Genomic DNA, 21,904 nt, shown 5'->3' with positions numbered 1-21,904 from the left:
GGTCCGCTCAGGGGGCGGGTTCGGTGGGGGTGAAGTGCCCGAAGCGGCGGTGCTGGTAGACCAGGCCGGCGATGTCGACGTCGAACGCCGACTCGACGAGGCCCGTCACGATGACGTGGTCGCCGGCGGTGACGAAGTCGGCCACCCGGCACGCGGTCCACGAGGCCACGCCGGCGAGCCGGGGTGACCCGTGATCCATCTGCCAGTCGACCTGTGCGAACCGGTCGATGCCGCGCTGGGCGAACGTCGCGGCGATGTCACCCTGGTTGTAGGCGAGCACGTTGAGCCCGAACCGCTTGGTCTGGCGGATCATCTCGAGCAGGTCGGAGTTGTCCTGCAGCGACACGAGCACCATCGGGGGGTCGAGTGAGAGCGAGGCGAAGGCGCTGACGGTGGTGCCGTGCGGGGCACCGAGCGCCGTGGTCACGATCGACACCGGCGTGGGGATGGCTCCCATGGCGCCGCGGAAGGCCTCCTGGCTCACGAGCTGCTGCTGATGCACCGGGGCCACCATCTCGTCGTTGAGTGTCATATCTGTACTGTACGGTATAGTTCAGAATCCTGCAAGTCGGCACTGCCTGAGAGCTGCCGCGCCGGTCGACGGGCCCACCTTTTCCCCTCGACCGGCGCGACTCCTCGGTCAGTCAGTCGTCGTCTGACCGACCGTGGCTTTCGGCTGTTCCGGAAGCTCCAGCACCCACGGCTTCGGGTACCGCGGGAGCAGGATGGCGAACACGACCCCGATCGCGGTGAGTGCAGCGACCACCAGGAACGGAATGGTGAAGGTGCCGGTGCTGACCTGGATCGCGCTCACGACGTAGGGAGCCAGCGCCAGAGCCGTGCCCGAGATCGCGAGGGTGAGGCCCTGCAGTGCACCGAACGACTTCAGGCCGAAGTACCTGGCCAGCAGTGCCGGGCCGAGCGCGGACTCCGCGCCGGTCGCGAAACCGAGCAGCGCCATCGAGACGAACAGCAGGGGCACCGAACCCGTGTTGAGCAGTGCGATCGCGAGCGCGACCGGCACCGTCGCGACGAGCACGGCGACAACCCACGGGTGCCGCGCCCGGTCGAGCACGGTTCCCCCGACGAGCAGACCGATCACCGAGGCGGTGAAGAGCACGGAGAGGGCGAGCGATACCGTTGCGGCGTCGATCCCGAGGCCGCCGTAGAAGTCGACGGCGTTCTGGCGCATCGCGATCGGCCCGACGCCGACCAGCGTGAGCAGCAGCACGACGAAGATCCAGGCACGACTGCGGAGAGCCTTCCAGAACGGCACACCGGGCAGGTTGGCGTCGAGCATCTTCGGCAGCGCACCGGCAGCGGTGATCTTGGGCTCGGAGATGAGCCAGATGGCGGCCGGGATGCCGATGACGGCGATCGCGATCGCGACCACGTAGTACACGCCGTCCCAGCCGAAGCCGAGGAAGACGTTCGGGTCGACCGCGAGGGCGTCACCGCCTCCGGCGGGAGGAAGGGCACCCTCGGGCGGAAGAGCACCCTCGGGAGGAACGGCGCCCTCCGGGGGAACAGCACCTTCGGGTGGCACGGCACCCTCGGGCGGGGCGGCACCCTCCGGGATGTCGACACCCGCGGGCGGGCCGGTGGGCGTCGGGGCGTTGCCGTTGATGAGCCACTGGAACAGCGGCGACAGCGCGGCGCTGGCGAGGCTCGACACGACGCCGATCAGACCGAACCCGATCCCCCGGTGCTCGGGGAACCAGCCCGAGATGACCTTGAACACGATGCCCAGGCTGGCGGCGAATCCGAAGATCGACGCCAGAACGAGCAGCAGCCCGAGCAGCCAGGTCGTCCCGGCCGCGAGCGGGATGGCCGCCATGCTGAGCGCGTACAGGATGACCGCCGGGAGGGCGACGGTGCGTGCGCCGTACCGGTCGACCCAGCGCCCCGCGAACGGCAGGATGAGCGCGCCGGCGATGATCGGCACGGTGACGAACAGCAGGATGCCGTCCGGCGGCGGCGTGCCGGTGTCCATCGCGTAGGCGGGCACGACGAACGGGGTCATCGCGGCCAGGGCCGACGGGCTGATGGCGACGAGCAGCAGGCTGCCGATGAGGGCCGCCTTCGCCTTGACGGGCGCCTTGACGAAGTCGGCGACGTACTGCCGCCAGCTCAGCTTCGGTGGGGCGTCGGGGGGATTCGCTTGAGACATCGAGACTCCTTTGAACTCGGTCGATACGAACGTCTACTTTGACGTCCGCCGTGGTGCGGTGGTGCGGTGGTGCGGGTGAACAAGAGTTACGGGCGAGGCGGCGCGCCGGGAGGCGGCGCGCCGGGAGGCGGCGAGCTGAGCGCGACCATCATCGGGAACGGCTCGAGACCGAAGAGCGCGCGGCCGTTGATCTCGGCCATCGGGTCGATGCGGAACGCCCCGTGCGTTGCGACGACGTGGATGTCGCGCACCGCCCGCTGAAGCGGGTTGCTGAGGGCGACGGCCGACGAGCCGAGCGCCAGCAGCAGTCCGTCGACGACGCGCAGGCACTCGTGGATCTGGTGCACCAGGTCCATCGTGATCTCGGGCTCATCCCACGGGAAGAACTCCTCGCCGGCGAGCGCGCGACGGTCGATCTCATCCGCGTGACGCCAGAGCACCGCCTCGGCGGCGTTGATCGTGGCACGCGCCTTGCCGGCGACGACCTGGATCGAGGCCATCTCGGCCATTGTCGAGTACGGGAGGTTGAACGGCGGACGCTTCGCCGCCTGCTGCAGGAACGACTCGAGGGCGCCCTGGGCGATCCCCACCGCCAAGGCGGCGAACGCACAGGTCGTGGCCACCATCCCGCCGATCGTGCTGTGCTTGAAGGCCAGGCCCGAGTACTGGCCGCGCAGCGCCTCGGTGATTCTGGGCAGGTCGCTGGTGTGCACGACGCGGTAGTCGGGAACGAAGACCTCTTCGTCGGCCCGCACGCTGTTGGAGTTCGTCGCCTGAAGGCCCATGACGTGCCAGTCGTCGACGATCTCGTACTGATCCCGGGACAGGATGCCCATCGCCCGGCGCCGCTCCCCCGTGGCCTCGTCGTCGTACTCGAACCCGACGGTGCCCCAGGCGGCGTGCTTGCTGCCGCTGCCGAACGACCACTTGCCCTTCACCAGATAGCCGCCGTCGACCTTCCGGCCGTCGCCGACCTTCGGGGCGAACACCGTCGCGCCGAACATGATCGGCCCGACCCAGTCGGCGACTCCGGCGAAGACCTCGTCGCGCGCCTTCGGGTCGAAGCCCAAGGTGTTGCGGGCCGCGCTCGAGACGATCACGAGCCACCCGGCCGAGGCATCCCCCTGCCCGAGCGCCTTCACGACCTCGGCCGTGTCGCGCGCCCCGAGGGCGGAGCCGCCGAGTTCCAGCGGGATGGTCACCTTGAAGGCGCCGACCCGGTGAACCGCTTCCAGCGTGGCGGGCGCGAGTTCGCCGAGTGCCTCGCCTTCGGCCGCGTGCTCCCGCAGCAGCGGCAGCATCTCGATGATCTCGTCGCGCATCCGGCGCCCGACCTCGCTGAGGTACGGCGACTCGGGAAACTTCGGGCCGGCGACCGGGGGTGCCCCCATGGGCGGCATTCCCGGCGGCGGGCCGCCGACGGGCGGCGTTGCTACGGAGGTCATCTGGTGCTCCACGTCATCGTGTTCGAGGGGTGAGGTCAGGGTCGAGGCCCGGGCGGCGGGCCGGGGGGAAGCATCGGCTTCGGCGGGCCTTCGGCGCGGAGCGCGGTGAGTGCCTCGGCCCAGCGCAGCAGCTCGGTGAGCATCGGCGCGAACGCCGGCTCGGCGGACGCCGGCGGCACGAACTCCCCGGTCTGCAGGTGCTGCAGCACGAGGGGCAGCACGACGCCGTCGGGAATCGGAACCATCCGCACGGTCGTGACGATCTGCTTCATCACCTGCACGCCGCGCAGCCCGCCGGCGATTCCGCCGTAGCTGACGAACGCGACCGGCGCGTACGTCCACTCGCGACCGAGGTAGTCGAACGCGTTGAGGAGCGCGACCGGCGGCCCGTAGTTGTACTCCGGCATGACGAAGATGAAGGCATCCGCCTCGCGGATCTTCGCGGCCCAGCGCAACGTGTGCGGGTTTTCGTACTTGCCGAGCACCGGGTGGTGCGGTTCATCGAGCACCGGCAGGTCGTAGTCGGCGATGTCGACGAGCTCGACCTCGAAGCGCCCGTCGGCGGTCGTGCGATCGACGACCCAGTCGGCGATCGGCTTCGCGACGCGACCCGGACGGGTGCTGCCGACGACGATGTGCAGCTTAGGCAAGGTCATCGCCCATCGGGTTCTGGCCCGGAACGACCTTGCGGAAGGTGCTCCAGTGTTCGGCGAGCTTGCCGTCGGTGACCCGGAAGACGGTGAGGATGTTCCACTCGTAGGTGGCTCCGGGGATGACCGGGTCGGGCGCGAGTTCGCGCATCATGACGCAGGCGACTTCGCCGTCGAGGATCACGCCCACGACGGGCGGCGGGGTCGCTCCGACGATCGGCACGTGACGGAAGTGCTCGATGAGGTTGTCGCGGCCGTTGCCGGGGGTGTTCGGGTCGCGCTGGATGTAGTCCTCGGCGACGTACTTCGTCATCACCTCGACGACATCCTCTTGCACCCGGTTGTCACGCACCATGCGCGACAGGTCGGCTTCGAACTCGACGAGCAGCCGCTTGACGGCGGTGCGCTCCGGCGAGGGGTCGGCGGCGACGGCCGCTTTGAACTCCTCGTTGTCGAGCCAGTTCTGGTAGATCGCGGGATCGGTGATCTCCGCCAGTCCGTTGACGATCGTGAATCCGCTCATGGGCGGGGTCCTTCCTTCTTGGTCTCTGCCTGACGCAGCGGAACGGCGCCACCGAACATGGGGAACGGGTCGAAGCCCAGAACGCGTCGGCCGTTCTGCTCCGCCTGCGGGTCGACCCGGATCGCTCCGTGCGACGTCAGCACCCGCACGTCGCGCACGAAGCGCTGGATCGGGTTGCTGAGCGAGACCGTCGACGATCCGATGGTCTTCTGCAGCAGGTTGATGGCGTCTTCGCAGAGGTTCGCCGCGTAGGCGAGGTTGAGCGCGATCTCGCTCTCCTCCTCGTGCGAGAAGTCGAGACCGACGGCCGTGCGGGCGTCGACCTGATCGGCGATGCCCTCGATCGTCGCGGCCGAGATGTTGATCATCGCGAGGGCCTTGCCGGCCGCCACCTGGGCGCTCGGCATGTCGGCGATCGTGGGGTACGGCAGGCTGAACGGCTGGCGCTTCCTGGCCTGTTCGGCGAAGCACGACAGGGCGCCGCGCGCCATGCCCAGGGCGATCGCGACGTCGGCGACCGACACGGTGATCAACAGGGCGGTTCCCCGCTGCTGATAGCCCGGGCCGCTGTACCGCTGATGCATCTCCATGAAGCGCATCGGGTACTCCGCGAGGTCGAGGAAGCGGTGCTCGGGAACGAAGGTCTCCTGCGCCACCCGGATCGAGTTGCTCGCGGTTCCCGAGAGGCCCATGACGTGCCAGTCGTCGACGATCTCGTAGTCGGGCAGCGGCAGCACGACGACACCGCGGCCGGTGCCCGGGTGGGTCGCGGGGTCGTACTCGACACCCACCATCGCCCAGCGGGCGTGCTTGCTTCCACTGCCGAACGCCCAGCGGCCCTCGATCATCCAGCCGTCGTCGACGCGGCGAGCGCGACCGACGTTCGTGGCGAACACCGAGGCGCCGACCACGGCGGGTCCGACCCATCCTTCGGCGTCGGCGCGCACCTCTTCGACCATCTGGGGGTTGAGGGCGAGCAGGTTCTTGATGCCGATGCCGACGAAGGCGGCCCAGCCGGCCGAGCCGTCGGCCTCCCCGAGAACGCTGATGATCTCGAGCAGGTCGCGGGTGCCGAGGCCGTATCCGCCCCACTCCTCGGGCATCGTCATCTTGTAGACACCGGCGGCGTCGAGAGCTTCGAGGACCCGAGGGGTCAGTGCCCCGATGCGTTCGCCCTCCTGAGCGTCCTCACGGATGAGCGGCAGAAGTGCTCGCACCTCGTCGCGGATCGCACGGCCCTTGTCGGTGAACCACGGGGATTCGACCGGTCCGGTCGGCACAGGCGGAGGCGGCGGGGGGAACGGCGCGATGCCGGCCGGCTGGGTCATCGTTGAACTCCTGGTTTGCTTTATCGAAACGACAGCGTTTCGTTCTCTTCGGAGAATAGCGCTCCGCCGCGCATCCGACAAGTCAGACGCGGAAGACGGTCAGGAGGCGTCGGAGGCCGGTGCCTGAAGAACGGGAAGCAGCACGCAGTCGACGAACCGGGTGAGGTACTCCAGATCGGGGCGCTGTCCCTCGATGAGATGACGCGCCATCGCGATCGACAACAGGATGTGGTGCGCGTACCGGCGCACCTCGTCGGTGGGATTGATGTCGCCACGGGCGACGGCCCGGTCGATCGCGTGATCGAGGGGAGACTTCGCGGCGCCGGAGAGCTCGATGCGCATCGCCTCGGCGAGGCTCTCGTCCCGGAGCGATGCATGCGCGAGGGCCGCCATCAGCGCCAGCTCCGACTCGGCGATGTTCGGCACGTCGCTGATCATCGCGACCAGGTCACCCCGCAGCGTCCCGGTGTCGGGCCCGGGGGGCGGACCGGAACGATGCGCCTCCAAAGCGGCGATGACCAACCCCGACTTGCCCTGCCACTGCCGGTAGATCGTCGCGGTGCTGCACCGCGCACGACTCGCGACCGCCGGCATGGTCAGCCCCTGGTAGCCGACCTCCTCGAGCAGCTCGAGGGTCGCCTTGAGGATCTCGCTCTCCCGTGCCGTCGTCAGACGGGTGCGGCGCGCAGCCGTGGCGTCGGGCTTCGCAGGCATCGATTACCTCCTCTCGGTCGTCGCTGAAGTCATCGGGTCCGGCCTCAGCTGAGCGCCGGGCCCCAGGGGTAGTCATAGCCCTTCCAGAGGGTCGGCGCCGGCTCCCCTGCGATCGGGCGCAGACCCCGCACGAACACCCGCACGATGTAGCCGACGTGGGCCTCGAGCAGCTCCGGCGAGATGTCGAAGTCGGAGATCAGCCGGTCGAGCTGGATGCCCGACGACGTCATCTTGAGCAGCATCGACGCGTGCGCCTCGGGCCGGTCGATCGTGAAGCCGTGCTCCGTCGCGTAGTCGACGAGCAGATCGCCGATGATGCTGATGATCTCGGGAACGTCGGGAACATCGACCTGGCTCTGCTCGAACGCGTCCCGGATCTCGCGGCGGCGATGGATCTCGGCGATCATCACCCGGAAGTAGGCGATCGCCTCCACCCCCGCCCCGGCCCGACTCGCCGCCGTCAGCACGCCGACCAGGCGATCTTCGGCCGAACCACCGGCGGGCCCTTCGCCGTGGCGAAGCGGGTGCAGCTGCTCACTGAGCGACTCGCCCCCCTGACGGATGACGGCCTTGAACAGTTCGAGCTTGTCGGCGAAGTGCGCGTACACCGTCGTCTTCGACACCCCGGCGTGAGCCGCGACCGCGTCCATCGATGCGCCGTCGTAGCCGTTGAGCAGCAGCAACTCGACGGCTGCGTCGAGAATGGCGTCCCGCTTGCCGCGTCCTCTGCGGGGTCGTTCTGGTGACAACGGACTCTCCTCGGCTGTACTGGGCACGACGGTGCCGCCACGATGGTGCTGTGGGCTCCCCCACGATATGTCCTGCACAGGTCAGTGCGGAATCGGCTCGCGCGGAACCGAGAACCACGACGCCCCCTCGGCCTCGGTTCCACGACGCGATCACCGCTCGTCGACGTCGACTACGTCCCAGCGCGCCTGAGCCGGGCAGCCATGAACTCGCGGCCCGGCAGTTCGAGCAGCACGCGGCCCCGGTGCCGCCCGGGCACGGGGGTGACCGTCATGTTCCAGGTGTCGATCACGTCGACCTCGAACTCGCCCTCGGGCAACACGAGCGTGCGGAAACTCGGTCGGTTGAAGCCGTAGTAGACGATCGCGTACTCGCCCGCGACCCCTCCCCAGGGTGCGTCCCACTCGCCCGGCAGCGGATCGATCGCGCCGGTGGGCGAGGCCGCGATGATCGATCGCAAGAAGGCGATGCGCGGCGGGCTGGAGCCCCGCAGGGTTCCGCCCTTCGACCAGAAGATCACGTCATCGTCGGACAGGTAGGTCTCCCCGTGCGTGAGATACCCGCCTCGCACCGTGCCCTCCCAGAACCGTCTGGTGAGTTCCTGGCCCGAGATGTTGCCCCAGCCCTGGTCGAGGTCTCCCTCATAGGCCACCTCGTCGACAACGACCGGCTTTCCCCACTCGTCGCGCCAGGCATCCGTGTTCTCCGCGGTCTTGTAGATGTCGATGCGCTGCAGGCTCACGTGGGTGATCCAGTCACGCGCGTAGTCGTAGAAGCGCAGGCAGTTGTGGATCGACAGCAGATGTCCCGCCGGATCCTCGGCGACGACGATCGCGGCAAGCCGCTCCCAGTCCTCCTCAGTCTTCTCGAGCATCAGATCGAACTCGTTGGCCATCGACCACCAGACGTTCGGAAAGGCAGCGAGCCGACGCACGACATAACGCAGGTAGCGGTCGTCGGCCTCTGGCCCGAGGTCGGCGAAGCCCCACCGGTCGTACGGATGGAACAGGATGAGGTCGGCCTGGATGCCGAGCGCGTCGAGATCGCGGATCCTGCGCTCCAGCACCGCGAAAAAGCCCGGCGAGAATCGGCTGACGTCCCACCCGCCGCCGTCGGCGCTCTCGAACGGGTAAAGCTCGGGGTCCTCCTCGTTGTACAGGTAGGACTTGGGGAAGATGCCCATCCGCACCTTGGTGAACGGTGCGGCGGCGAGCGTCGCGAGGGTCTCCTGCTGCAGCGCCTCGGGCTGGTGGGTCCAGGCGTAGAGCGTGGTGCCCACCGGCGTGAATCGCGTACCGTCGGCGTGCGCGAAGTGGAACCGATCGGCGACGCCAACGACCCCGTGTCGGCCGTCCCGGGCTCGGGCGACGGAAACCCGGCCGCGAAGCCCGTCGAGCGACCCCTCCGTCGACGAGATCTCGATGTCCCACTCCCCCGCCTCCGTAGGCAGGAACCGCACGACGTAGCGGCCGTCGCCGTCGTAGAAGCCGCCGGCGCGGATGACGGTCGCACCCCGCGTGAAGGTCGCCGAGAGATCGACGTCGACGAACGGGTTGCCGTGACGCGGACCGTCGATGCGGACCTCGGCACGGTCTCCCACACTCGCCCCGTCGACGACTCGGAGAGTCGAGGACCTCACGATCAGGCCGGCCCGAGACGCCTCGCGAGACGCCGATCGTGGATCCCGGCGACGGCCAGCGCCACCAGGTAGAGCAGGATCATCGGGATCGCCAACACGAACATCGAGGCCACGTCTGCGGCCGGCGTCGCGAGCGCTGTGAAGATGCAGATCGCGAGGATCGCGATCCTCCAGCCCTTCGCGATCGCCCGCGCACTGAGGACTCCGACGAAGTTGAGCAGGACGAGGAACACGGGGAAGACGAACCCGATCCCGACGGCGAGCACGAGTTTCACGACGAAGTCGTAATAGACGCGCGCGTCGAGGTAGGTCGCCTCCTCGTCCGACGAGAACGACGTCATCAGCTCGACCATGTGCGGGAAGACGAACCAGCCTGCCAGACAGCCCAGCAGGAACAGCGGGACCGCGGAGAAGAAGAAGCCGAACGTGTAGCCGCGCTCGCGCGAGGTGAGCCCCGGCACGAGAAAGGCGAACAGTTGGTAGAGCCAGACCGGACTCGACGCGACGATCCCGATGGTGATCGCGATGACCATGCGCAAGTCGAACGCTCCCGACACCGTCGTGTAGACGATCTCCGCGTCTCGATGCGCGGCGATCTCCTGGATCGGGGTACGCAGCGCGCCGACGACGAGTGGCGCGACGAAGAATCCCGTCACCGCCGCGACGAGCAGGGCCGCCGCCGAGATCAGCAAGCGCTTGCGCAGTTCACGCAGGTGACCTGCCAGAGTCGTGCGGCGATCCCTCGTCCGCGGCTCGCGAGCGGTCGGGGCCGACATCGACTACCTCCTCGACACCGGCGTGTCGGTGGCGGCAGGCGCCGGCTCGGCGGAATCCGAGCCGTCGGGTGCGTCGCCTGCCTTCATCTCGGAGCGGAAGATGCGCAGCGACTGCCCGACACCCTTGGCGAGGTTGGGGAGGCGGGTCGCACCGAACAACAGGAGGACGACGGCGAGCACGATCAGCAGGTGCCAACCGGAGAGGTTTCCGAGCATGATGTTTCTCCTTCAGATAGTGGGTGGTGCGTCTGAACCGGGGGATGACGAGGAGGCCGAGTCGCCGTGCGTACTCGAGGGCGCCAGCTTTGACCCGGGGCCGTACTTCGTGGGGGCCGGTCGTGCGCGCACCGGGGCGGCGGGGGCGTCATCCTGAAGCGCATCTCGCACGATGCGCCGAGGGTCATAGCGTCGGGGGTCGAGCTTCGCCCAGTCGACCTCGTCGAACTCCGGCCCGACCTCGTCGCGAACCCGCTCCTTGGCGGTGTCGGTGAAGGACCGCACCGCGCGCACGAAACGCGCGAGCTGGGCTGCGGCGAGCGGAAGGCGATCCGGGCCGATCAGGAACACGGCGATCACACCGATGATCAGGACCTTGTCCATCGTGAGCCCGAAGTTCATTGCTCGCCCTCGGCATCCGCGATCGGGAAGTACATCGTGAACGCCTCGTCGGTGATCTCGTATACCGGCCGGAACCGGATCGACCGCTGCTGACGCCGGGTGCGGTAGCCACGAAGCCACTCGCCCCATTGGCGCTCGTTGTCGGGCACCAGGAGCTCCGAAGCCCGCTCCGGGAGGGTTCCGGTCAGCGCGACCTCATGATCGACCAGCCCCGCGAGCACAACCGGACCGTCGAGGAACGCCACCGTCGAGGGCTCGTCGGGAATGGGAACCACGGCGAGTCGCGACGGCAGAGTGAGCTCGATCACGGTCGTCCCTGCATCGACGTCGATCTCGAGGAATCCCGGTGCGACCTCCTGCCGACCGTCGCCGACCTGCGCGATCGCCGGCCCATCGACCCACTCGGGGATGCGGACCCGGAGCCGACGGGCTTCGGTCGCCTCCGTGGTGATGACGACGCCCCAGGAGTCCGGCCGGTGACGACTCCCTGCTCGGGCGGCGTTCGCGTCGGGCCCGACCCGCACGGCCGTCTCGCGCAGCTCCACCGTCACGGCGAAGCCCTCCAGCTCCAGACGGCTCGCGATCAGCTGCGCCACGACGACGGCCCCATCGGGCTGGTCGTAGTAGATCAGGCCCGAGTGCCGGCTGTGCGCCTGCACGAGGGTGCCGTGACAGCACCAGAAGTCGTCGGTCGGCGTCCCCCAGTGCTTGTGAGCACCCCCCTCGAGCGGGAGGAAGTACGCGACCATTCCGGTGCGAGGGTTCTGCTGGGCGAGGATCCCGTTGTAGAGATTCCGTTCGATGTAGTCGAGGTAGCCGATCTCGCCCGTCCACCGGAACAGCACGTCCGCCAGGCGGATCATGTTGTAGACGGTGCAGTGCTCCTGAGTCTTCTCCCCACGCCGTGCCGCGAACTCGAACGGCGGCGTCCAGATCTCGCCCGACGTCTGGCCTCCGGTGCAGAACGTGCCGCGCTCGATGACGGCGAGCCGCCAGTAGTTCTCGACCACGCGGCGCCACCGCTCGTCGCCGGTCACCTCGAACGCCCGCGCCGCCCCGAGCACCTCCGGGATCGTGGTGTTCGCGTGCATGTTCGTCAGCACGTCGACCCCGTCGAGCAGCGGGTCGAACAGGCGGGACCGCCAGTAGCGGTCGAGCAGCCGGCGGTACCGATCATCACCCGTGATCTCGAGGAGGTCGGCCCAGACCTCGAGCATCCCGCCCGTCTCGGCGTCGAGGATGTCGGCGAACTGCTCGGGCGTGAACCCCTCCGACCACCGGTCGAACCAGGCGGCTGCCGCGTCAGCGATCGCGAGCGCCCGGCGGTCGCCGAGATCACGGTAGACATCGACGAGCCCCATGAAGGTCTTGTGCAACGCGTATTGCGGGGCCCAGGTCGGCAGCCCCGCGGCCACCCGCTCGAGGAACCGAGGCGGGATCGCGAAGACCCACTCCCCGCCGTTCTCCCGCTGACAGCGCTGGAGCCCGGCGAGCACGGCATCCAGCGCGGGGGCGAGCGCGGGATTCGCCCCCGTGGCGACCTCACGGGCGGCGGCCGACATCCAGTGCCCCAGGAAGTGCCCGCGGAGAAGCCCGCCCGGCGTCTCCCAGCCCCAGTGGCGATCGCGTCCGTCGTGGGGTCCGGGCCCCTCGGCGACGCGCAGATGCCAGGACTGATCACCGATCCCGGCCTCGACGTAGAAGTTCTGCAGCAGATTGGGCACGGTCAGGCTGCCGAGGTAGCCGGTGTTGAGGAGCCGGCGGTTCTCGAAGAGTCCCGGCGAGAGGCGGACGGCACCGAGCGGAACGTGGGCGGAGGGTACGGTCAACTCTTCACTGCTCCCTGGGTCAGGCCCGAAATGAGCCACTTCTGCGAGATGTAGAACAGGATCAGCGGCGGGAGTGCGGCGACGAAAGCGCCCGCGGAGAACACCCCGAAGTCGGTGAGGAACTCCGACTGCGACATCGTATAAAGCCCGAGTGGAAGGGTGAACGCCTCCCGGTCGCGGACGAGCACCTGCATCACCAGGATCTCCGAGTACGCGCCGCTGAAGGTGAGCACCGCGACCACGGCGAGCATCGGGCGCACGAGCGGGAAGATCAGCCTGCTGAAGATGATCCAATGCGAGGCGCCGTCGATCGTCGCCGACTCGTCGATCTCGCGGGGGACGGAATCCATGTAGCCCTTGAGCAACCAGATGTTGCCGCCAAGCGCCCCCCCGACGTAGATGAAGATGATCGTCAGGTGGCTGTTCAGGCCGAGCGCGGGGGTCAGGCTCCCCATCTGCGACACCAGCAGGAAGATCGCCACCATCGCCAGGATGTTGGGGAAGACCTGCAGCAGAACGATCGTCATCAGGACGCCTTCGCGCCCGCGGAAGCGCATCCGCGAGAACGCGTAGGCGCTCATGAAGACGACCAGCGTCACGATCGCCGTCACGATCAACGAGATCTTGAGCGAGTTGAGGAACCACAGCCCGAACGGGACGTTCGGGTTGATGAACAGCTGGGCGAAGTTGTCCAGCGTGAACGTGCGGGGCAGCAGGTTCGAGGTGGTCAGCGATCCGGTCGGGTTGACCGCCGCGATCACCACGAAGTAGATCGGCACGAGCGTCGCGATGATCGCGAGGGCGATGAGGACGACGACGACGAGGCGCATCCAGCGATCGTTGCGGCGTCGGCGTTGCGCGGCCGGGCTGTTCCGGCGCACCTCGTGCACGGTGGTAGCGGTCATCGGTCAGTCCTCTCCGCGCCAGGAGTTGTAGTACCGCAGCTGACTCACGACGATCGGCGTCAGCGCGAGGAAGATCAGGACGGTCACGGCAGCGGCAAGCGCGTAGTCGGAGTTGCCGAAGTCGAACGAGAGCTTGTAGGTGAAGCTGATGAGGAGGTCCGTCTCGCCGGCGGGCACCTGGGCCCCCAGTTTCGGTGGGTTGCCGCCGAACAGCAGATAGGCGAGCAGGAAGTTGTTGAAGTTGAAGGCGGCCGCCAGCACGATGAGCGGCGCGATCGACCGCAGCAGGAGCGGGAGCACGACCCGCTGGAAGCGTACGAACACGCCGGCACCGTCGACTTCCGCGGCCTCCAGCAGTTCTCCCGGGACCGCCTGGAGGGCGCCGGTGTTGATGAGCAAGAAGTAGGGGAACCCCAGCCAGAGCCCGACGACCAGCATCGCGAGACGCGCTCCGTTGCCGTCGTTGATCCACGACGGATCGAGACCGAACAAGGTGTCGAGGACCGCGGTGATGAGGCCGGTCTGCTGATTGAACAGCGCCGCCCAGACCAGGATCATGAGATAGGCCGGGATGACGTACGGCAGGAGGAGCACGGCGCGCACCACCCGGGCGGCCACGGGATTCACGAACCTGCTGTTGATGACGACGGCGTAGAGCAGCCCGAGCGCGAACTGCAGCACGACGACCACCACCGCGAAGATCAGGGTCCAGAGCAGGATCTCGAGGAACGGCCCACGGATCTTCTCGTTGCCGAACAGCTGGACGAAGTTGTCGATGCCGATCACCGTCTGGTAGGCGGGCGTCAGCCGGTCGCCGTTCGGGGCGATGAAGTAGCCCGTCGGATCCGCGCTGTAGACGGTCCCGTCCCGGCGGTCGGTGATCGTCCCGGCGTCGCGGTCGATGTCGTAGACGTTCTCGATCGCGGCGGCGCGCGAGCCCGAGATGACGCGGTAGACGGTCGGCTCGGCGCCGAACGACGTGGCGGAGAGCTCGCTGATGCGGGTCACCGCCTGCACGACATCGAGCCGCGTGTAGCCGTCGATCGTCGCCGGGAATCCGTTGGCGTCGGGAGCACCGAAGATGTCCGTGCCGGCCGTGGCTTCCCGCACCTCGCCGCCGGCCGTCGCGAAGACGTCGCTGAGGTCGCCGGTCGCCGGCTCATCAGCCTCGGGGTCGGTCGGGGTCGGTTCCGCGGGCTCGGTCTCCGTCGCGGTGGGCGACGGCGTCGCCTCCGGGTCAGGCTGCGCGGATTCCCCGTCCGTCGGCTCCTCGCCGAGCAGGTCGTCCGGTACGACCGCTTCCTCTCCCAATTGCGGGATGAGATAGAGCGCCAGCCCCCCGCCCTCGGCCTCGTAGGCGGCCCAGGCGTACGCGGGGGTCCCGTCGGGAACGTGGGTCTGCCGTTCGAACGACGAGTACGCCTGCTGCTGCGTCAGCAGGTGGTTGCCGTTGTAGTTCGTCAGGGCGATGAAGCCGGTGTAGACGATCGGCGCGAGGGTGAAGACGAGCATGAAGACGAGGGTCGGCAGCATCCACCGGAAGGCCGTCGCGCCCTTGGCGATCACCGCGACGTTGATGCCCGCGAGCACCAGGATCAGGAGGGAACCGACGAGCCAGAGGCCTTGACCGAACGTCGACCACACCCAGATGGCACCGACGACGTCGAACGCCAGCAGGGCCGGAAGCAGCACGAAGCGCAACCAGGGTTTTGTGGATGTCGTCCGCGCCGTCGCGGTCGAAAGTCGAGGCATGACTCGTCGGTTCCCGTGTCCGGATCTGCTAGTTCTGCGCGGCGGCGACCGAGTCGCGCAGCTTCTGGGCCATCGACTGCGCGGCTTCCTCGGCCGTCGCCCGACCCTGGATCAGCAGCAGCAGGGCGTCGGTGGAAGGCGACCAGATGCCCGCGAGCTCCTTGTTCTGCGGGATCGGCTGACCGTTGGCTCCCGCCTCGATGAACGCGAGGGTCGCGTCGCTCGCCGCCGCGTCCTTGACGGGAGTCCAGGCCGATTCCTTCGCGGTCTCGCTGGCGTACACCTTCATCGGGTCATCGGCCGCGAGGTACTCGGTGAGGAACGACTGCGCGAGTGCGACGTTCTCCGACAACGGGTTGACCACGAGGCCGCGGGCCGACACCCACGGGCTCGCCTCCCCGGCCGGGCCGCTCGGGATCTTGTCGATCGAGTAGGGCGCGCCACTGTCGGCGTACCCGGAGAGCAGCCACGGGCCGGACAGCTGCAGGCCGATCTGGCCGTCGGCCCAGGCGTCGGCGTACGCGTCGGCTTCGAGGCCGGCGACGACCCACCCTTCGGCGACGCCCTGCTCGATGATCTTGAGCGCAGCGATCGAACCGGCGTTGTCGAGCCCGACATCGTTGGGGTCGTAACTGCCGTCGGGGTTCTGCTTGAAGACGTAGCCGCCGAACGCGGTCAGCAGACCGATGACGGTGTACGCGCCGTCGGGGGCGAGGAACGGGTACTTGACCTTCCCGACGAGGTCCCGCGCGACGCCCACCAGGTCATCCCAGGTTGCCACGGGGTCGGCGACCACGTTCGGGTTGCGCCACATGTTGGTGCTCTCCATGACGAGCGGCAGGCCGCGCATCGTGCCGTCGACCGTGTAGCCGGCGACGGCACGCGGGTCGATGCTGGAGAGCTTGGAGCCGAAGTCAACCGGAGCCACCAGGTCGGCCGCGGCGAGCGGGCCGAGGTGGTCGATGTTCACGTCGACGAGGTCGGGGCCCGACCCGCCGGGCGCGCCCTGCGTGTAGTTGCCGATGATGTCGCCGTAGGCGAGCGGCTGGATGTCGAGCTTGACGCCGAAGTCCTTCTCGAAGCCGGATGCGGCTTTCGCGAGGGTGTCGGAGACCGTCTGGTCCATCCAGATACTGAGGGTCTGGGTCGACGTACCGCCTCCCCCGCCGGCGGGAGTGCAGGCGGCGAGGACGCCGGCCGCCGTGAGGCCGCCGAAACCGACGAGGGCGGTGCGACGTGTGAACGTGGCGCTGGGCAGGGTGACCATGATGCTCCTTTGCTATCTCATGAACGGGGTTGCTGGTGAAACGGAATTGCTACCGAGACGGGGACTGCCGGAACGACAGCGCGGTCCAGCTGACGCTGGGCAGCCTCACCGTGAGGACGCCGTCGACCACCTCCGCGGTCTCGTTGGTGGTGAGGCCGACGCGCTCGGGGTTGCCGAGGTCGTTGACCGCATAGAGGTCGCCGTCGTACAGCGACACGCACTCCGCGACGGTGACGTCGCCGAATCCCGAGACGTCGATCGAGACCGTCATCTCACCGCTCTGATCGCGGTTGACGAGAAAAACGCTGGTCGCGCCGGTTTCGGGGTCGTGGGTCGAAACCGCGTCCAAGAGTGCCGCCTCGCCGTGCCGCGCGGTGTCGTAGGTACCCGACTCCACGAGCGTCGTGAGGACCACGCCGTGCGCGAGTCGCGCGGTGGTGGCGAAGGGGAAGAACGTGGTCTGCCTCCAGGCCGGGCCACCGGGCTCGGTCATGATGGGGGCGATGACGTTGACCAGCTGGGCGAGGCTCGCGCTGGTCACGCGGTCGGCGTGCTTGAGCAACGAGATCATCAGATTGCCGAACACCACCGCATCGAGTACGGAGTAGACGTCCTCGAGCAAGCGCGGTGCGTAGGGCCACCGGTCGCGCTCGGTGATCCGGTCCACTTCGACGAAGCGCGTGCCGTACCAGATGTTCCATTCGTCGAACGAGATCTGGATCGACTTCTCGTGGCGCTTCTCGGCCTTGATCGCATCCGCGGTCGCGATGACCGACTCGATGAAGAAGTCCATGTCGACCGCTGAGGCGAGGAAGCTCCCGGTGTCGCCGTCGTGCTCCTGGTAGTACGCGTGGCACGAGATGTGGCTGACGTCGTCATAGGTCTCGCGGAGCACCGTCTGCTCCCAGACTCCGAATGTGGGCATCTTGGACATCGAGGATCCGCAGACGACGAGCTCGAGATCCGGGTCGAGCTGCAGCATCCCCCGCGCGGTCTGTGCGGCCTTGCGCGCGTACTCCTCGGCCGTCGAGTGACCGAGCTGCCAGGGCCCGTCCATCTCGTTCCCGAGACACCAGATGCGGATGTCGTGAGGCTCGGGGTGACCGTTCGCGACCCGCGCGTCGGCGAGGGTCGAGCCGGAGGCGATGTTCGAGTACTCGAGCACGTCGATGGCCTCCATCACCCCCCGCGTGCCGAGGTTGACCGCGTACATCACCTCGACATCCGCCTTCCGCGACCAGCTGACGAACTCGTCGAGTCCGACCTCGTTGGTCTCGACCGAGTGCCAGGCCAGGTCGAGGCGCCGGGGACGCTCTTCGCGCGGTCCGACCCCGTCTTCCCAGCGGTACCCCGAGACGAAGTTGCCGCCCGGATACCGCACGGTCGAGACCCCGAGCTCGCGCACGAGCTCGAGGACGTCGGCACGGAAGCCCTCGGCGTCCGCGGTCGGGTGACCGGGTTCGTAGAGGCCGTCATAGACGCCGCGACCGAGGTGCTCGACGAACGACCCGAAGAGCCGACGGTTGATCGGCCCCACGCGATAGCGCGGATCGATGACGACGCGGGCGGTGCTCATGACGCGAATGCCTCCGGATCTCCAGGCGATGTGAGTCGGGCCCGAGGAGATTCGGATCGACGTCGACCGCGAGAGCCATGTTGATACAACGTTGGAACTTTTGCAAGCTTGGGTTAGCGTTTTGCTGGGTAAACGGTAGATTCGTGGAAACGCACGAACACAACGTCGGGCAAGCGCGAAGAAGCGGAGGAATGCAGTGGCGGTCACCATCCACGATGTCGCACTTCTCTCGGGCTTCTCGATCAAGACGGTGTCGAAGGTGATGAACGGCGTCACGACCGTCAAGCCGGATACCCGCGAACGGGTGCAGCGGGCGATCGCGCAACTCGGCTACCGGCCGAACGCCTCGGCACGAGGACTGAGGTCAGGGAAGAGCGGCCTGATCGGTCTGGCGGTGCCGACCATCAAACTCGCCTTCTTCGCCGAGTTGTCGGCGCTGATCATCGCCGAAGCGCACAGCCGCGGCCTTGGCGTCGTCGTCGAGCAGACGACGCGACAGGACGTCCCGCACCTCGCCGTCGCGAGCTCGAGCGGCCGGATCGCCGATGGCGTCATCTTCTCGCCGGTTCTCGCGGATTCGCTCGACGTGCAGACCTATGACGCGGGGACGCCTCTCGTGTCACTCGATGAGACGTCGGGGCCCTTGTACGACACCGTCTCGATCGACAACACGGGAGCCACCCGGGCGGCCACGGAGCACCTCCTCGCCATGGGATGCCGTCGCATCGCCCTCGCAGGGGCGGATGCGGGTCCCGTGCACTCGCCGCTCGCGCGCCTCCGCATGCGCGGATACGTCGAAGCCCTCGACGCGGCCGGAATCCCGTTCCGGCCCGAGCTTCTCGCCGGCTCAGAGAATCACTGGGAGCGCGAGGGTGGCGCGGACGCCTTCGAACGCCTCCTCGACGCGCGGGTCCCGTTCGATGGACTCGTCTGCCTGACCGACGGGCTCGCGCTCGGCGCGATCCGGGCCGCCGCCTCACGAGGAGTGCGCGTGCCGGACGACGTCGCGATCGTCGGGTTCGACGATATCGAGGACTCCCGCTACGCAGTGCCCGCCCTCTCGACCGTGGAGCCGGGCAAGCGCGAGATGGCGAGGCTGAGCGTCGAGCTCCTCATCCAGCGGATCGCAGATCCCCTTCACCCGCCCGTCACGCTCTTCACGCGATTCAAGGTGATCGCGCGCGAGTCCAGCGCGCGGAATCCTGGGCCGCCCGCGCTCGGAATCGAGGGCGCGCGATGACCCGCCGCGCGCTCATTGTGCGGGGCGGCTGGGACGGGCACCACCCGGTCGAGACCACCGAACTCTTCGTCCCGTTCCTCAACACGTCCGGCTTCGACGTGGAGATCCGGGAGAGCAACGAGGTCTACGCCGACCCGGACACGATGGCCAGGGTCGACCTCATCGTGCAGTCGGTGACGATGTCCGAGATCAGCGCCGACGCGCTGCGCGGCCTCCGGGATGCGGTCGAGCGGGGCACCGGGCTCGTCGGCTGGCACGGCGGGATCGCCGACTCGTATCGGAACAGCTCCGACTACCTCCAGCTCATCGGCGGTCAGTTCGCAACCCACCCCGGGAAGGCGCCCGAGGATCGTGTCGGCGATCAGTCGGACAACTACCTGAGGTACTCCGTCCGATTCACCGATGCCGGGCGCTCGCACGAGATCACCGCCGGTCTTGATGACTTCGAGCTGGAGACCGAGCAGTACTGGGTGCTTCACGACGACCTGATCGACACACTCGCCGTCACCGAGCACCCGACGCAGCCGTACCAGCCATGGCATCGACCGATCGTGTCGCCGGTCTTCTGGACGCGATCCTGGGGCGCCGGCCGGGTCTTCGTCTCGACTCCCGGCCACACGGTCGACGTCCTCCGCCACCCGACGATCAGAACCATCATGGAAAGAGGAATGCTGTGGGCGAGCCGCACCGCATCGGAGTGATCGGACTGGGCGTCATCTCCGGCGCCTACCTCGAGACGATCGCGGACCACCCTCGGATCCGGATCAGTCGCGTGGCCGATCTCGACGCGACCCGGGCCGAGAACCTCGCGGGTCGCCTTGACGGCAGCCGCGCGGTGAGCGTTCCCGAGCTCCTCGCCGACCCGGAAGTCGACACGGTGCTCAATCTGACGATTCCAGCGGCGCACGCGGAGATCGCCCTCGCCTGCATCGAGAACGGCAAAGACGTATTCGGGGAGAAGCCGCTGGCGCCAACGACCGAGGAGGGTCGTGCGATCCTCGCAGCGGCGAGCGCTGCCGGGGTCGCCGTCGGGTCGGCGCCCGACACGGTTCTGGGGACCGGCATCCAGACCGCACGTCATGCGGTCGAGGCCGGGCGCATCGGCCGGCCGGTCTCGGCGTTCGCGACTTGGCTCTCGTCCGGACACGAGGCCTGGCATCCGAACCCCGACTTCTACTATCTGCCCGGCGGTGGGCCCGTTCTGGACATGGGCCCGTACTACGTGACATCCCTGGTGCATCTGCTCGGACCCGTCGTCGCGGTGAGCGGCGTCGCGACCCGGACGAGGAACACGCGCACGATCGGCTCCGGACCGCGCGCCGGGGAGGTCATTCCCGTCGAAGTCGCGACTCATGTCTCGGGGCTCCTCGAGCACGCGAACGGCGCCGTGTCGACGGTCGCCTTCGGGTTCGACACCATCCGGTCGTCTGCTCACCCCATCGAAGTCCACGGCGAGGAGGGATCGCTGCTCGTCCCCGATCCCAACCGCTTCGATGGCGACGTCCGGCTCGCCGTCCGGGGCGGTGACGACTGGCAGACATGCACCCCCTCCGCCGGCTACGTCGACGGCGCTCGAGGCGTCGGCCTCCTCGACTTCATCGCCGGGCATCGACGGGCCAGCGGGGCGATGGCACTCCACGTCCTAGAGGTTCTGAACGGGATCCTCGAGGCGGCCGAACTCGGTCGACGCGTCGACGTCAGTTCGGCGGTCGACATCCCGACGCTCGTGCCGCTCACCCCTGCAGAGGCCTGGCAGCGGTAGCGAGCCCGCGGCCGGACCACCTCGAGAACCCCCAAGCAGCGGTTCAGACCGATTCACGCTCAGAATGCCGGGGTCGAGCCGCTGCACCTCGGTCGATGGCCTTCTCTGGCCGACAATGACGTGTTCAGGGAGATGAGCCCCTCGGCGAGCGGGACGATCCAGGTTCGCCTTGCCGACGACCGCTCGCTGACGGTTGTTGTTGGCCCCGGGGTCCCGATCGCTATCGAGGAGCGGAAGCCCGAGGGCACCATCATCTACTAGCCCCAATTGCGGTAGCCGAAGGGCCCAACCGGGTTCTAGTAGCCGACTGCGGTGACGCCGTACTCGGCTTGCTCGGGTGTGAAGCCCTCGTATAGCAGCTGGTCGATCAGTCCCGACCGGGAGAACGCCATCATCTCGAGGTAGGACTCGGCGGATGCGGCTGCTTGAGCGTTCCAGTCGACGGTGATGTTGTCGACCGCGAAGGTGGCATCCTCCGTGCTGAAGCCCTCGTACTCGAGCTGTCCGATCAGACCGGTTCGAGAGAACGCGGTGAACCTGAGGTACGACTCAGCCTGTGCGATCGCTTGCTGCTGGCTGACGGTGAGAGCGGGACCAGCCGGCTCGGGTTCGTCCGGCTCGTTCGTTTCCGGTCGCTCCGAATTGGCTGACGTTTGGTCTCTCAGATCCGCCTTTTCCTCTTCGAGCTCCTCGACCTGACTCTCAAGCGATGCGATCCGACTGCTATCACCACGACCGCCGACGCTCAGTCCGATGACGAGCGCGACAACTGCTGCCGTGATCGTCACCCAGAGTGGGGTTCTGATCTTCTTCTTGGGCTGCTGATAGTCGTCGGTCCACTCGAGACCGTTCCACCATCGCTTACGTCCGTCGCCAGAGTCATACCAGCCGGCAGGGGTGCTTGGGGTCGTGGGCGTTTCTGACAAGGCGGCTCCTGATCCGTTCGAGTTGCCCGATCTTGGC

General features: G+C 68.0%; 21 protein-coding genes. 3 read left to right on the top strand and 18 right to left on the bottom strand.

Going from position 1 to position 21,904, the window contains the following annotated elements; translation table 11 throughout:
- Positions 1-7: 7 nt before the first annotated feature.
- The 17 genes from IE173_RS01160 to arfA form a co-directional block, all read right to left on the bottom strand.
- Positions 8-532, bottom strand: coding sequence for a flavin reductase family protein (locus tag IE173_RS01160; protein ID WP_229841797.1), 525 nt, complete (start codon positions 530-532; stop codon positions 8-10).
- A gap of 108 nt (positions 533-640) precedes the next feature.
- Positions 641-2,170: an MFS transporter gene (locus tag IE173_RS01155; RefSeq protein ID WP_191281556.1), complete on the bottom strand. Its 1,530-nt coding sequence runs from the start codon at positions 2,168-2,170 to the stop codon at positions 641-643.
- Positions 2,171-2,256: 86 nt separating this feature from the next.
- On the bottom strand, positions 2,257-3,615 hold the full coding sequence (locus IE173_RS01150) for an acyl-CoA dehydrogenase family protein (protein ID WP_229841796.1): 1,359 nt from the start codon (positions 3,613-3,615) through the stop codon (positions 2,257-2,259).
- 35 nt (positions 3,616-3,650) lie between these two features.
- Positions 3,651-4,271 carry an NADPH-dependent FMN reductase gene (locus IE173_RS01145; RefSeq protein ID WP_229841795.1) on the bottom strand — a complete coding sequence of 207 codons (621 nt, stop codon included), beginning with the start codon at positions 4,269-4,271 and terminating at the stop codon, positions 3,651-3,653.
- Entirely contained in the window at positions 4,258-4,788 is a 531-nt protein-coding gene (locus IE173_RS01140; protein ID WP_191281555.1) for a nuclear transport factor 2 family protein, read from the bottom strand. Before IE173_RS01140 ends, IE173_RS01145 begins: the two co-directional genes overlap by 14 nt.
- A complete protein-coding gene (locus IE173_RS01135; protein WP_191281554.1) occupies positions 4,785-6,116 on the bottom strand; it encodes an acyl-CoA dehydrogenase family protein in 1,332 nt (443 codons plus the stop codon). Before IE173_RS01135 ends, IE173_RS01140 begins: the two co-directional genes overlap by 4 nt.
- A gap of 99 nt (positions 6,117-6,215) precedes the next feature.
- Positions 6,216-6,830, bottom strand: a complete 615-nt coding sequence (locus IE173_RS01130; RefSeq protein WP_191281553.1) for a TetR/AcrR family transcriptional regulator — start codon at positions 6,828-6,830, stop codon at positions 6,216-6,218.
- A gap of 44 nt (positions 6,831-6,874) precedes the next feature.
- A complete protein-coding gene (locus tag IE173_RS01125) occupies positions 6,875-7,579 on the bottom strand; it encodes a TetR/AcrR family transcriptional regulator (protein WP_191281552.1) in 705 nt (234 codons plus the stop codon).
- A gap of 170 nt (positions 7,580-7,749) precedes the next feature.
- On the bottom strand, positions 7,750-9,177 hold the full coding sequence (locus tag IE173_RS01120; protein ID WP_229841794.1) for a DUF5605 domain-containing protein: 1,428 nt from the start codon (positions 9,175-9,177) through the stop codon (positions 7,750-7,752).
- Between the two features lie 41 nt (positions 9,178-9,218).
- Positions 9,219-9,992, bottom strand: a complete 774-nt coding sequence (gene tatC, locus IE173_RS01115; RefSeq protein ID WP_191281551.1) for a twin-arginine translocase subunit TatC — start codon at positions 9,990-9,992, stop codon at positions 9,219-9,221.
- 3 nt (positions 9,993-9,995) lie between these two features.
- Positions 9,996-10,208: a twin-arginine translocase TatA/TatE family subunit gene (tatA, locus tag IE173_RS01110; protein WP_191281550.1), complete on the bottom strand. Its 213-nt coding sequence runs from the start codon at positions 10,206-10,208 to the stop codon at positions 9,996-9,998.
- A 12-nt stretch (positions 10,209-10,220) separates the two neighbouring features.
- Positions 10,221-10,610: a Sec-independent protein translocase family protein gene (locus IE173_RS01105; protein ID WP_191281549.1), complete on the bottom strand. Its 390-nt coding sequence runs from the start codon at positions 10,608-10,610 to the stop codon at positions 10,221-10,223.
- On the bottom strand, positions 10,607-12,439 hold the full coding sequence (locus tag IE173_RS01100) for a beta-L-arabinofuranosidase domain-containing protein (RefSeq protein WP_191281548.1): 1,833 nt from the start codon (positions 12,437-12,439) through the stop codon (positions 10,607-10,609). Before IE173_RS01100 ends, IE173_RS01105 begins: the two co-directional genes overlap by 4 nt.
- Complete coding sequence (locus tag IE173_RS01095) at positions 12,436-13,344, bottom strand: sugar ABC transporter permease (protein ID WP_191281547.1); 909 nt, start codon at positions 13,342-13,344, stop codon at positions 12,436-12,438. Before IE173_RS01095 ends, IE173_RS01100 begins: the two co-directional genes overlap by 4 nt.
- A 3-nt stretch (positions 13,345-13,347) precedes the next feature.
- Positions 13,348-15,096, bottom strand: coding sequence for an ABC transporter permease subunit (locus IE173_RS01090; protein ID WP_191281546.1), 1,749 nt, complete (start codon positions 15,094-15,096; stop codon positions 13,348-13,350).
- Positions 15,097-15,124: 28 nt separating this feature from the next.
- Positions 15,125-16,363, bottom strand: a complete 1,239-nt coding sequence (locus IE173_RS01085; protein WP_191281545.1) for a sugar ABC transporter substrate-binding protein — start codon at positions 16,361-16,363, stop codon at positions 15,125-15,127.
- 49 nt (positions 16,364-16,412) lie between these two features.
- Entirely contained in the window at positions 16,413-17,939 is a 1,527-nt protein-coding gene (arfA, locus tag IE173_RS01080; protein ID WP_191281544.1) for an arabinosylfuranosidase ArfA, read from the bottom strand.
- A 196-nt stretch (positions 17,940-18,135) separates the two neighbouring features.
- Between arfA and IE173_RS01075 the strand changes: the two genes are divergently transcribed.
- The 3 genes from IE173_RS01075 to IE173_RS01065 are packed head-to-tail and all read left to right on the top strand — an operon-like array spanning position 18,136 to position 20,941.
- A complete protein-coding gene (locus IE173_RS01075) occupies positions 18,136-19,179 on the top strand; it encodes a LacI family DNA-binding transcriptional regulator (protein ID WP_191281543.1) in 1,044 nt (347 codons plus the stop codon).
- Complete coding sequence (locus IE173_RS01070) at positions 19,176-19,880, top strand: ThuA domain-containing protein (protein WP_191281542.1); 705 nt, start codon at positions 19,176-19,178, stop codon at positions 19,878-19,880. The genes IE173_RS01075 and IE173_RS01070 overlap by 4 nt, the downstream gene beginning before the upstream one ends.
- Positions 19,853-20,941 (top strand): Gfo/Idh/MocA family protein, encoded by a 1,089-nt coding sequence (locus IE173_RS01065; RefSeq protein ID WP_191281541.1) that lies wholly within the window; start codon positions 19,853-19,855, stop codon positions 20,939-20,941. Before IE173_RS01070 ends, IE173_RS01065 begins: the two co-directional genes overlap by 28 nt.
- 296 nt (positions 20,942-21,237) lie before the next feature.
- Here the strand turns inward: IE173_RS01065 and IE173_RS01060 are convergent, their stop codons facing one another.
- Positions 21,238-21,867 (bottom strand): Ltp family lipoprotein, encoded by a 630-nt coding sequence (locus tag IE173_RS01060; protein WP_229841793.1) that lies wholly within the window; start codon positions 21,865-21,867, stop codon positions 21,238-21,240.
- Between the last annotated feature and the right edge of the window lie 37 nt (positions 21,868-21,904).

Source organism: Pseudolysinimonas yzui, from assembly GCF_014653215.1.
In the GTDB taxonomy this organism is placed as follows: Bacteria; Actinomycetota; Actinomycetes; order Actinomycetales; family Microbacteriaceae; genus Pseudolysinimonas_A; species Pseudolysinimonas_A yzui.
The sequence above is the reverse complement of the archived record's forward strand: the minus strand, read 5'-3'. Positions and strand labels throughout refer to the sequence as shown.

Bases quoted from the DNA above. Each gene is read 5' to 3' on its own strand.
- IE173_RS01090 (WP_191281546.1), bottom strand. From the start codon at position 15,096: ATGCCTCGACTTTCGACCGCGACGGCGCGGACGACATCCACAAAACCC.
- IE173_RS01145 (WP_229841795.1), bottom strand. From the start codon at position 4,271: ATGACCTTGCCTAAGCTGCACATCGTCGTCGGCAGCACCCGTCCGGGT.
- IE173_RS01155 (WP_191281556.1), bottom strand. From the start codon at position 2,170: ATGTCTCAAGCGAATCCCCCCGACGCCCCACCGAAGCTGAGCTGGCGG.
- tatC (WP_191281551.1), bottom strand. From the start codon at position 9,992: ATGTCGGCCCCGACCGCTCGCGAGCCGCGGACGAGGGATCGCCGCACG.
- IE173_RS01140 (WP_191281555.1), bottom strand. From the start codon at position 4,788: ATGAGCGGATTCACGATCGTCAACGGACTGGCGGAGATCACCGATCCC.
- IE173_RS01135 (WP_191281554.1), bottom strand. From the start codon at position 6,116: ATGACCCAGCCGGCCGGCATCGCGCCGTTCCCCCCGCCGCCTCCGCCT.
- IE173_RS01130 (WP_191281553.1), bottom strand. From the start codon at position 6,830: ATGCCTGCGAAGCCCGACGCCACGGCTGCGCGCCGCACCCGTCTGACG.
- IE173_RS01160 (WP_229841797.1), bottom strand. From the start codon at position 532: ATGACACTCAACGACGAGATGGTGGCCCCGGTGCATCAGCAGCAGCTC.
- IE173_RS01070 (WP_191281542.1), top strand. From the start codon at position 19,176: ATGACCCGCCGCGCGCTCATTGTGCGGGGCGGCTGGGACGGGCACCAC.
- arfA (WP_191281544.1), bottom strand. From the start codon at position 17,939: ATGAGCACCGCCCGCGTCGTCATCGATCCGCGCTATCGCGTGGGGCCG.
- IE173_RS01095 (WP_191281547.1), bottom strand. From the start codon at position 13,344: ATGACCGCTACCACCGTGCACGAGGTGCGCCGGAACAGCCCGGCCGCG.
- IE173_RS01150 (WP_229841796.1), bottom strand. From the start codon at position 3,615: ATGACCTCCGTAGCAACGCCGCCCGTCGGCGGCCCGCCGCCGGGAATG.
- IE173_RS01085 (WP_191281545.1), bottom strand. From the start codon at position 16,363: ATGGTCACCCTGCCCAGCGCCACGTTCACACGTCGCACCGCCCTCGTC.
- tatA (WP_191281550.1), bottom strand. From the start codon at position 10,208: ATGCTCGGAAACCTCTCCGGTTGGCACCTGCTGATCGTGCTCGCCGTC.
- IE173_RS01105 (WP_191281549.1), bottom strand. From the start codon at position 10,610: ATGAACTTCGGGCTCACGATGGACAAGGTCCTGATCATCGGTGTGATC.